Here is an 897-nt window from a genome sequence, read left to right as displayed (position 1 = left end):
GCATCATTTGCCGCAGAATGGCTTCCTTGCGTTCAGCTGAGTAGCGCTTCACTATCTGTCTTTTGCTCCGCCCCCTCTATGATTTCAATAAATCAGATGACGCGACAACTATCCTGACACAGGGGGTGCTCATTGCGCCACGCGCTGCGAATACCATCGAGTGAATAGCTGAATGCTGAAAAAATTCGACGCACTCCCCTCTTGCTTTTAAATGGGCTGACTTGTACCTCTTCAGCATCGGGAATCATAAAACCACTTTCTTTAAATATTGAGACTCTATTTTGGCAACCATCAAGCACAAACTTGATGTTGGCCGTGATGAAATTTCGCTTGCTAGTTTTTCGTTAATTTTGACTTCAGCCTTTTAGATTCTTGAAAAGGTCACTAACAGATTTGTATTCATGAACCGCTTGTTCGAGCGAAAACTGATATCGAATTGATGTATCTATGAATTTGCTTTGCTCGACATCGATCTCAACGGTATTGCCATCAATACTTGATTGATAAGGTGTTCGATAAAGTAGTGTCGGTAGAACAGAGCTGCCTCCCTGCGCAACCTGCGTTACAGCTGAAACTGGTTGTTCTGGTGTAGACAGAGCCTTTGTTAGCGCACTCTTAAAATCTATATCTCGCGCTTTATAGTTAGGCGTATCCGCATTTGCAATGTTAGATGCCAGTACTTGCATCCTTCTCTCAAGAATTTGGGTTGATGCTGAATCGCCCCGGCTTTACTAGACACATCTGAGCCTATAAATTTATAGGTTAACGGAGGTGGTCTGTCCCGGCCTCAATGGACACAAGGTTAAGCACTGAGTGCTAATTGGCGCTGCTCGAATTCCGCTGGGGTCAAATACCCTAATGTCGAATGGCGGCGATGATGATTGTAAAAGCGAATGT

At 44.4% G+C, this 897-nt stretch carries 2 protein-coding genes; both read right to left on the bottom strand.

Annotated elements, in window-relative coordinates; genetic code table 11:
- Positions 1-356: 356 nt before the first annotated feature.
- Complete coding sequence (gene flgB / locus IXC47_RS19300) at positions 357-686, bottom strand: flagellar basal body rod protein FlgB (RefSeq protein ID WP_195876773.1); 330 nt, start codon at positions 684-686, stop codon at positions 357-359.
- Positions 687-802: 116 nt separating this feature from the next.
- On the bottom strand, positions 803-897 hold a 95-nt coding region (locus tag IXC47_RS19555; RefSeq protein WP_326838431.1), incomplete at its 5' end, for an IS3 family transposase.

This window comes from Herminiimonas contaminans, assembly GCF_015645465.1.
GTDB classification, from domain to species: Bacteria; Pseudomonadota; Gammaproteobacteria; order Burkholderiales; family Burkholderiaceae_D; genus Oxalicibacterium; species Oxalicibacterium contaminans.
Note: the sequence above shows the minus strand (reverse complement) of the source record. Positions and strands in the feature narration are given on the sequence as shown.